At 54.3% G+C, this 10,464-nt stretch carries 7 protein-coding genes; 1 reads left to right on the top strand and 6 read right to left on the bottom strand.

What is annotated here, in order from left to right; translation table 11 throughout:
• Positions 1-718 (bottom strand): transporter substrate-binding domain-containing protein (locus PN477_RS05045; protein ID WP_272147041.1); only part of this gene is annotated, 718 nt, incomplete at its 3' end.
• Between the two features lie 362 nt (positions 719-1,080).
• Between PN477_RS05045 and PN477_RS05040 the strand changes: the two genes are divergently transcribed.
• The gene (locus PN477_RS05040) at positions 1,081-3,006 is read left to right on the top strand and encodes an FAD-dependent oxidoreductase (protein WP_272119484.1); all 1,926 of its coding nucleotides are present in this window, start codon (positions 1,081-1,083) and stop codon (positions 3,004-3,006) included.
• Between the two features lie 5 nt (positions 3,007-3,011).
• Here the strand turns inward: PN477_RS05040 and PN477_RS05035 are convergent, their stop codons facing one another.
• The 5 genes from PN477_RS05035 to PN477_RS05015 form a co-directional block, all read right to left on the bottom strand.
• Positions 3,012-3,617, bottom strand: a complete 606-nt coding sequence (locus PN477_RS05035; RefSeq protein WP_272119482.1) for a Uma2 family endonuclease — start codon at positions 3,615-3,617, stop codon at positions 3,012-3,014.
• Between the two features lie 189 nt (positions 3,618-3,806).
• Positions 3,807-4,385, bottom strand: a complete 579-nt coding sequence (locus PN477_RS05030) for a Uma2 family endonuclease (RefSeq protein WP_272119481.1) — start codon at positions 4,383-4,385, stop codon at positions 3,807-3,809.
• A gap of 212 nt (positions 4,386-4,597) precedes the next feature.
• Positions 4,598-6,502, bottom strand: a complete 1,905-nt coding sequence (locus PN477_RS05025) for a bifunctional serine/threonine-protein kinase/formylglycine-generating enzyme family protein (protein ID WP_417158753.1) — start codon at positions 6,500-6,502, stop codon at positions 4,598-4,600.
• Positions 6,503-6,706: 204 nt separating this feature from the next.
• Positions 6,707-7,648, bottom strand: a complete 942-nt coding sequence (gene cysK / locus PN477_RS05020; protein WP_272119477.1) for a cysteine synthase A — start codon at positions 7,646-7,648, stop codon at positions 6,707-6,709.
• 31 nt (positions 7,649-7,679) lie between these two features.
• A complete protein-coding gene (locus PN477_RS05015; RefSeq protein ID WP_272119474.1) occupies positions 7,680-10,385 on the bottom strand; it encodes a cyclic nucleotide-binding domain-containing protein in 2,706 nt (901 codons plus the stop codon).
• Positions 10,386-10,464: the final 79 nt, after the last annotated feature.

Raw genomic sequence — 10,464 nt, 5'->3', positions numbered from 1 at the left:
TTAAAGGACTCGCTGTCGCTCGATTTGTTTGTTGGTGCAAATTCATCTCGCCACTAAAAGGCACGTCCGCCGTTACCTTCGGTAACTCTACTCGGACTCGCTTTATAGTGGGAGTCTTCTTTGCACATTTTAAGATAAAAACATTGGTTTTTTTGGCCCAATAGCGCTGTTCGGCTTGAGTCCCAAAAAAGCGGTTGGTAATTCCCGCATCGACTTTGCCCGATTGAATGTGCTGAAATACGGTGTCAAAACTATCCACCGTAACGATGTGGGGCTGAATATCAAACGCTTCAGCCTGTTCTAACAATGCCTCGGCTTGCACACTATTTTTGAGGACGGCCACGCGCTTTTGATCGAGATCAAGCAAGGAGTGGACAGGAACCCTAGGATGACGATAGACCACAGACCAACTGGCAAGCACCAATTCTTGGTTGAAGTTAAAGCGGCGATCGCGCTCTGGAGTATGGGCCACATCCGGCATCAAATCAAGTCTGCCCTGTTCTAGGTTTGTTAAACAGACTTCCCACTCGCAGGGAATATACTCCACCGTCCAATCTTCAGCAGCGGCAATCTCATCCATGAGATCCACCCAAAAGCCCGCCGCCTGGCCAGACTGATTCACAAAAATCTTCGGATGATTTTGGTATACACCGACCCGAATCGGGTTAGGTTGGCTCAGGGCCCCCCTCGGAAACAGTCCAAGACCTAAGGCTGTCAACCAAAGACATCCACAGGCTAATCGTTGCGGCTTAATCATTACTTCAGTGGCTTTACAGGCTGAGAGGCTGCTTGAAAAGTGTCATTTTGATCGAGATCTTCAATGGCACTGCGGAGGGGCAAGGGGCTTAAGCCCTTTGGTTCCGGTGAGTGAGGATCACGTTCTGTTCTTGCAATCCGACTTTTCAGACATCCTCTTTAGAGACACTTGACAACGACAAGACGAGCAGTCGCCCTATTTTCCATCATAGTCCGTCCCTAATTTTTCCTTGGCGGCGTGGAGCTTGGATAACCCACCCTGAGAAAATTGCGTACACTGATGAAAGTGTTTTTAATATTGTTGAGTTTTGTAACGTTTAATTTATGAGTGAAGTCCCTTCAACCCCGCTCAATTTGTCACGGCGCACGGTACTTAAGGCGGCAGGACTAGGGGCGATCGCCGCTGGAATTGGCTATTCCCGCCTGATTAAACCCCAACCCACGCTGCATCAGCCCGATCGCTTGGATTTGCCGACACGAGTGAGCGATCGCAAATCGGTCTGCGTCATTGGGGCAGGGTTGGCGGGCTTGGCCTGTGCCTACGAACTGAGCCAGCGCGGTTTTGCCGTCACCCTGCTGGAAAAATCCCCCAACCTCGGCGGCAAAATCGCCAGTTGGGAGATCCAAGTGGGTGACGACACCTTCCGCATGGAGCACGGCTTTCACGGCTTTTTCCCTCAGTATTACAACCTCAAAAGCATCGTTGCAGAACTCAGCATCGAGGATCATTTCAAATCCCTCGATTACTATTCCCTCGTCTTTCGCGACGGCCACTATCAGCCCGAAGTCTTCCGCCCCAGCCATTCGGCCTTTCCCTGGAATATTGTTGACCTGGCGATCGCATCCCCGAACCGCCTCCGCTGGGGGATTAACCTCACCCATTGGAAACATTTACAGGTCTTTCACGCCATTACCGGCTTTCGGATTCCGCGCACCTTTCAAAATTTCGACGCGATCCCGGTGTCGGAATGGGCGGCGGCAGATTTTCCCCGTGGCCTGTATGATCTCTACTTTTTGCCCTTTGCTAAATCCAGTTTGAACGCCCCGGATCAACTGAGCACGGGGGAATTGTTGCAGTTTTTCCACTTCTACTTTTTCGGCAATCCGGAGGGGTTGGCGTTCAATGGCACGGTGGATGATATGGGGACGAGTTTGGTGCAGCCGATGGTGGCGGCGATCAAGGCCAATGGCGGCCAAGTGATCCCAGAAGCAACGGTGCAGAGTTGGGACTGTGCCAATGATCGCATCCAAACCCTCACCTATCAAACGGGCCAGAGTGAGCCGAATGTGCCGTTTTGGGTGGAACGGAATCCGCGTTTAACCGAGGGGGAATTTTACGGGGCGGGCGATCGCGTCTATCTCGCCACCAGTGCGAAAACAGCCCTCTCCCTCACCTGCACCCACCAAGGCTGCACCGTCCAACCCCAAGCCGATGGCTCCTTCCTCTGTCCCTGCCACGGCGCGAAATACGATGCCCAGGGGAAAGTGATGCGCGGCCCCGCCCAGCAGGATTTAACCCCGTTGCAGATTGCAGCAAAAGAGGGCGATCGCGCCCAACTAATCGCCACAAATCCCACCCCCAGCCCCACCACCACCCTCACCGCCGACTACTACGTCCTCGCCACCGATGTCCCCGGTGCGCGGCATCTCTTCGATGTGATGGCGGGAGATGTTGATCCGACATTGCGCGATCAGGTGCAAACTCTCGCCGTAGCTGACCCTTTCGCCGTCGGTCGCTTCTGGCTCGATCGGGATTTCGATTGGGAACACAGCAACTTCACCTCCCTATCCGGCTACGACCTCACCGACAGCATCACCCTCTACCACCGCATCCAAACCCAGTTCATCGACTGGTCAGAGCGCACCGGCAACAGCGTGATCGAACTCCACGCCTACTGTTACAAAGAAGACCAATTCCCCACCCAACAAGACCTCCTCGACACCTTCGAGCGCGAACTGTATGAAATCGTCCCCGCCCTCCAAGGCGCAACGGTGTTACACCGCGAACTCGTCAACCAAAAGAACTTTTCCGGCTATCCCCCCAACAGCTACGACTCCCGCCCCAGCACCGAAACCCCGATCCAAAACCTAATGCTCGCCGGGGATTGGGTCAAAATGCCGTTCCCCTGCGGCCTGATGGAACGGGCGATCACCAGTGGCCTCTTAGCCGCCAATGGGGTACTGCACCGCGAAGGAGTACAACAGCGATCGCTCCTCTCCGTCAACCCCGAAGGCCTCTTTCGGATTTAGTGTCCTCATCCAGCGGAACTCACGCCGCTCAATTCCACTTCTTCATAAATCAACCCCAACGCACAGGAAAACCCTAGGCTACTGAATTCGACTTGGCAATGTTCGACATCTTCCCCATCGTCAGGATATGAGGTTAACTCCCACTTGTTCGCCGTGTTTTTGGTGTAGCGATCGCATCTAATTTGGGTGGCATCCATTAAGACATATTCTTCAAGGGTGGGAATCTGGCGATAATACTGAAATTTGCGCCCATAGTCGAAGGTTCCGGTACTGGGGGAGAGCACTTCGATAATTAATTGAGGGTAAAGAATTGCGTCGATTGCGGTGCGATCGCGCTGATCACAACTCACCACCACATCCGGATAAAAATACGGCCCCTGTTCAGACAGGCGTACCTTCACGTCGGACACATTCACGCGGCAACCCTTGCCCCGCAGATGCGATCGTAAGACACTATACACATTTAATGCAATGTCATTATGGGGCAACGTTGATCCGGCCATGGCGTAAACTTCCCCATCCATATACTCATGCTTAATCGGTTGCTCGGCCTCCCACGCGAGATATTCCGCCACCGTCATCCGAGACGCTTGAATCTGTGCAACCATCATCAACCTCCATACCTCACCAGTTTTGCTCTCTCCCCTATGGTATCGCGAGGAATTGAGGGGGTTAAGCGCCGTAGACTTGGAAATATTAAAGAAGCCAGAAACCCGGTTTCTGGCATTACCTCGTTTTCCCGCTGCAACCTCACAGAAACCCGGTTTCTTCTCCCGGCGTGGTGTGAGCGTTGTTGGCGATTATGGGAACGGATGCCCCAAAACTTCAGCAGCGGTTAAATTGAATTCTGGAAAGTTGGGAGATGGGAGGCGGTCATTTTGGCTAAATGTGCCGACTTCTTGATAGAAACTATTCTGCAATTCTAGAATCAAAATCCTTTGGGTTTGAGGATCAACAATCCAATATTCAGGAATGCCACAATCCTGATATTGTTGTCTTTTGGCAATATAATCGCGATGGCGTTGAATGTCTCCGGGGCTAACAACTTCAACGACCAAAACAGGGGGGAGCATATCGAGGCGGAGGGTATTGCGGCGGGTGAGTTGTTGAATATGTTCTTCGCGAATAATGGTCAAATCAGGATAGCGGTTTCTTGGTTCGCCACGTACTTCTAATTCAAGTCCCTGGCCTCGGACGCGATCTGTACCCAGAAGGGAGGCGAAGATAAAGAGGAGGCGGGTTGCAATTTGGACATTGAAGCCAGATTCTGGCGGCATTGCAATCAGTTCTCCATTGAACAGTTCATAAAGTTGCTCAGAATCATCCTCATATTCTAGGTATTCTTCAAAGGTATTAAACCGAGGTTTGGTGATTAACATAGGGAAGATTTTACCGGGTGGCAGAGTGGCGATCGCGACTCATCAATTCAGCGATAGTATAACCCGATTTTCCCCAGCCCACCAAAAACCGGGTTGTTGATTGCCTCTTGTTTTTGGCGGACATTTTGAGAAAAACCCGGTTTCTGAATCCTCAAAAATAAAAAAAGGCGCTTCGCGCCAGGAAGAGGGAAAGAGGGAAAAAGGGTAGAGGGTCAAAGAGTTCTGGGGGCGACAACACGAAAACCGATGCAGTCGTACTTGCTGTCGCGGGCGTTGCTGACGCGATTGGCAGAACGGCAGCTCTTCGGGGAGTCGTACCAGCAACCACCACGCAGCAGCTTGTTTGATGTTGATTTATTGTTCAATAACCCTTTTAACCACTCTCTATCATTTTGAGAATGATTATCATTGTCTATCCATGCCCTTCCATCTGTTGGCGCATCCTGATAACTTCCGTGCCAATCATCTAAACACCACTCGTACACATTCCCGTGCATATCATGGAGTCCCCAAGCATTGGGGGCGTTTAAACTCCCCACCGGAATCGTTTTCCTGCGATATTCCCCTTTCTTCCCCTGGCCATAGGTGTAGTTGCCGTCATAGTTGGCGACTTGGGGGGAGAGGGTGGGGCCGAAGTGAAACGGGGTCGTTGTTCCCGCTCGACAGGCATATTCCCATTCCGCCTCACTGGGGAGACGGTAGAGCTTGCCACTGGCTTGGCTTAACCTTAGACAGAACTCGATACCGTCTTCCCAACTTACCGTTTCCACAGGATTGTTTATGCCTTTGAACTTAGCGGGATCAGGGGTTAGCGAGCGCACCACTTGGGGCAGTTGGGCGACAATTTGCCATTGTGCCTGGGTAATCGCGGTGCGACCCATGGCAAATTCCGGCACAATCACCCGATGTTGGGGGCCTTCCGTATCTAATCGCTCTGCTTCATTTTGCGGTGCGCCCATTATAAATTCCCCCGCCGGAATCACCACCATTTCTAGGTTTAACCCCTTGGTATTTTCCACATAACCCTGATTTTGTCCCTTTTGCCGTTGGGCAATTCCCCCCTGCTCATTCACCGTGATGATCTCGTACTGGTAGATTTGAATATTTTTTGTTGAGATAGGTGCAGGAGAGTAAGAGATAGAAGGTACTTGTTTAGAAGGTTGAAATACGGGAGATTGAGCAGTAAACAAGGATTGTGTCAAAGAGAATAGTCCAGGGGTAGATGATGGTTGTGTAGAAGAGGACGGTTTAGGCTGAAGATCTGCTAAAACCTCCGCTGTCGATTGATAACGCTTTTTTGAAGCGGTCTCAACCAGTCGATCTAAAATTTTGCCCAAATCATCACTAACCCGATTGCCATTCAAATAATCTCGCCAAACCCATTCCCCATCATGGACGGCATATAAATCAAACGGACTCACCTGCGTTAATAAATGTAAACAAGTCACCCCTAAACTGTAGAGATCACTATTAAATCGCGCTTTTCCCATCCCTTGCTCTGGGGCGCAATATTCCGCCGAACCGATTTGTGTCCCTGTCACGGTGCGCTGTACCTGCTGCAATACCTTCGCCGCCCCAAAATCCACCAAGACTAATTTTTGATCAGCCTGACGACGAATAATATTATCCGGTTTGATATCCCGGTGAATCACATTTTTACCATGAACAAATTCCAGAATATTCAGCAAGTCTGCCAATAACGCCCGAATCTGTTGCTCTGAAAATACCCCATCATCTGCCAGTTCTTTCGTGAGCGTGATCCCATTGATAAACTCCTGAATCAAATAGGACTGATTATTTTCAATGAAATACGCAAATAACTCCGGAATTTGGGGATGCTTACCCAGAATTTCCAATTGCTGCGCCTCTTGCTCAAACAGTTCCATCCCCTTGGTCAGGGACTTAGGATCTTCGGGTAAAAATTGCTTAATCACACAAAAGGGTTTCGAGGGCTTATCCTCATCCACTGCCAAAAACGTCCGCCCAAACCCCCCTTTACCAATCACCTCCTTGGCCCAATACCGCCCCCGCAATAGCAACGGATTTCCGCATTTCTGGCAAAACTGGGAACCGTCGGGGTTCGGCTGACAACAGGCGGGATTCAGACAGTGGCGCATGGTGACGAGGAAACGCAATATTTCCATTGTAGTGAAGAGGGATACTCAGGATCGCCCCCCGTCTCAACCTTCCGTTAGTGTTGCGGCGCGAGGGGGGACAACAGCGATCGCTCCTCTCCGTCAACCCCGAAGGCCTCTTTCGGATTTAATCCGGTAGGCGGTGCTGCGATCGCATAAGCACCGTAATATCCATGGCGAACCCGTTTATGCTTCCAAATTTGCCCACAATGGCGTGCTGAGGTAGCGTTCCCCGGCACTGGGTTGAATAATCACCATCCGTTGGCCCTGGGTTTCGGGGCGTTGACCCCACTGCAACCCCGCCGCCACCGCTGCTCCCGTGGAAATGCCGCTCATAATCCCCTCCTCACGGGCCAAGCGTCGCCCCCAGTCATAGGCTTCCGCCTCAGTCACCGTCACAACCTGATCAATCAAATCCGTGCGGAGCACGTCGGGGATAAAGCCCGCGCCGATGCCTTGGAGGTTGTGCAGTCCGGCGGGTTTGTGGCTGAGGACGGCACTGTTAGCGGGTTCCACGGCGATGATGGTCAAGTGAGGATTCTGGCGTTTGAGATACCGACCCGCCCCGGTCAGTGTGCCCCCGGTTCCCACACCCACGACGAGGATATCAATCTGGCCCTCGGTGTCGCGCCAAATTTCGGGGCCGGTGGTGGTGTAGTGGATTTGGGGATTGGCGGGGTTGCTGAATTGTTGGGGGGAAAAGCTGTGGGGGATCGTGGCGAGGAGTTCGTTGGCGTGGGCGATCGCGCCTTCCATATCCGCCTGAGCCGGGGTGAGTTGCACCTCTGCCCCGTAGGCCCGCACGATTTGCTGTCGTTCGTGGCTCATGTTTTCCGGCATTGTCAAGATCAGGCGATAGCCTTTCGCGGCGCAGACCATGGCCAAGCCAATCCCCGTATTCCCAGAGGTGGCCTCGATGATCGTCGATTGACCCGGTTGAATCAGTCCCGCTGTTTCCGCCGCCTGGATCATACTCACCGCGATCCGGTCTTTAACGGATTTGGCCGGGTTCATGCCTTCGAGCTTAAGGATCACATCGGCGTGACAGCCGCAGGCGTGGGGCAGCCGTTGGAGACGGACTAAGGGCGTATTGCGGATCGTGGTGGTGATGTTGGGGTGAATGGGCATCGGAGCAACTCCAAACGAGGATCAGGACGGCTTAAACAATCAGGAGCCAAAAATATGCAGCGGTAAAACTAACGATCAGCAGGATATGGGGCAGGGTGCTGAGGTGCGATCGCCCACTGATCCGATAGAGCGGATAAAGGCTAAACACGACCCCTAAGATCAGCGTCACCCCCTGGAGGAAAGCCGCCACATCACTGCTCCAGGTCACGCTCGGCCAACCCGCGCCACTGTAGCCCAAGGTGCGGGCCAAGACGGGCAAAATCTGGCCCGCTTCCATCAGGCCAGCGGGGATGTAGTGGGCGAGATTGGCCGCGAGGGTGAGGGGTAAGTAGGCGTAGAGGATGGTTTGGGTGTTGGGGAGGACGGGGTCGAGGCGACGGGCGATCGCATGGGTGAGGGCGATCGCCACCGTGGGGATCGCAAGAATAGCCAGGGTGATCGGTAACGATAGGGCCAGATGTTCTGAGGAAAGATGCAGACCGGGAAAACCGAGGGTGGTGAGGATGCGATCGCTATGGTGCATTCCCACCCCGCCCAACAACAGCAACAACAGCGCCCCCTCTGCCCAAAAGCCCCGATGGGACTCTAACAAATCCGTCGCCGGAAACCGCACATTTAACTGCACTGACCGATGGGGACAGGCTTTTAAACAGGTCATACAAAGCACACAATCGCGATTATCCTGCAACTGGGCCGGATGGGAATAGAGCGGACAGCCCCCCGTCGCCTGGCCTTCCGTCGGCAGGGCATCGGCGAAGTCCACCGGGGTCACATCGCCGCCCTTATAACAGCCAAAGGTGTCGCACTCACTGCCGCACACCGGCTGCGACGATCGCAATTCCGTAATCGCCAACTTCGCAAACATCCCATTCATTCCCCCAATCGGGCAAAGATAGCGACACCACAAGCGCCGCTCATAGATCACGCTACAGATCACCGCCCCCGCCGTAATGATGATCAACAGCCACGCCGACAACGCAGCCTGGTGGGGCAAATCCCAGAGTTTTTCCCAGAGATAAATCGCCACGAACCCCAGCCACAGGAACCACGCCCCCCAGCGGTTGAGCCATTTCGTCGGCCAGGTGAGTTGCTGCCGAGGGAATAACCACAGGGAGAAGCGCCGCACCCATTCCCCGACAATCATAAACGGACAGACCGCACACCAAAGCCGCCCAACGATCGCAAAGAAAAATAAATACCCCGGCCACCACCAGGCCCAAAACAGATTTAGGGTGATGCTATCGCCGCGCCCTTGGGGGCCAATCAAGCCCGCCACCGTGACCGGCACAAACACCGCCATCATCACCGCCCAGATCGCGCCGGGATACCACCGACTGAGGAGAAACCGCCGCAGCCAGGGGTATTGATTGAGCAGGTCAATCCGGAAGCGATTGCGATCGGACTGCACCGACCAGAGCACCTCTTCGGGGATGAGGGTTTGTTCCGGGGGGGTCATGGCGATCGCCCGCTGCAAAATGGCCGCCAGTTCCGCCACATTGCCCGGATAGTGGTAACTGATTAAACGACGTAGATCGGCCTGGTTGAGGGTGAGGCGGGGACGGTTTTGGGCTTGGCAGAATTTGGCGAGGAAATGCTCGGCCAACACGGGAATATCGGCTTTGCGTTGGGGGAGGGTGAAGAGTTTGATTCGGTGGCCGGTGAAGCGGGGAAAATCGAGGGCGACGGGACTAGAGAGGATCACCCGTACCCAGGTTTGGATCGGGGCGGGCGGGGTCTTGGCTTGGGGGTCGGGGTTGGGGAGGACAGAACCGCTGTTGAAATACTGTTGAAGTTGATCGCGATCGCCCCGACTCAATAACTGGGCATTACTAATCAGCAGCGTCCCCCGTTCGAGCAGCGTCAACACCCCCGCCTCGGCAGTCCCCCGCCCAAACAGCCCATCGGTATCCCGATCCCCCCCCGATCGCACCGGCAGATCCACACAATCGACTTCGGCAAAGGGCCGACTCCCTAACCCCGATTGGGCATGAATCCGCCCCGCTAAAAAGGTTTTGCCGGTTCCCGGTGCGCCCTGAAAGATCACGGGCTTGAGGTCTTGGGCTGCGGCGGCACATTGCTCGCGGAGTTTTTGGGTGGCCTTGCTGGTGCCGAGGAGGGGCTGATCGTGGGGGATGGGGTGAAGGTAGGGTTGGAGGGCGGCGAATCGGGCTTGATCTTGAGCGGCATGGTGGGCCAGTTCCGCCAAATCTCGCGCCAGGATCGTATTGAGCAGCCGTTGCAGGTCGGGACATTGGGCGCAGAGGTGGGCAAAGTCGGCGCGGGGGATGAACCAGAGTTCGCTTTTACTGAGGGCGATCGCACTCGTGGCATACCGATCATCCCCCTCACTCAACAGCGGCACGTACCCAAACAAATCCCCCGCCCCATGATACCGAATCGGCGATCGCCCCGTCGGCATCGGTTGATAGAGTTCCACCGATCCCCATTTGAGGAGGTATAACCCAACCGGGGTTTGGTGGACATGGTAAATGGGCTGATGGGGTTCTGCGATCACCGTGACGCAGCGCTGGGCGATCGCGCCCAAGGTCGCCTCGCTCAATTGCCCCCAAAGGCGGTGAAAACTGAGCCAATCCAGATGTTCTGCCACCGTAGCCGCATCGGGGGGAGAGGTGGCCCCGTCGGGCTGGAGGGGATGCGATCGCACCGGTTCAACACCACTGTTTAGGGTGGTGGGTGGATCGCTTGTGGTGGGGATAGATTGGGATTGATTCGGCATCAGGGTTGAATGTCTCCTGGAAAATTACAGTGCATGACCCGCCCGTTTTCACCCTAGACCACTGGATGCCTCCTTGCGG

It is taken from the genome of Spirulina subsalsa CS-330 (genome assembly GCF_028330765.1).
GTDB lineage: Bacteria > Cyanobacteriota > Cyanobacteriia > Cyanobacteriales > Spirulinaceae > Spirulina > Spirulina subsalsa_A.
This window is presented reverse-complemented; position numbering and strand designations above follow the sequence as displayed.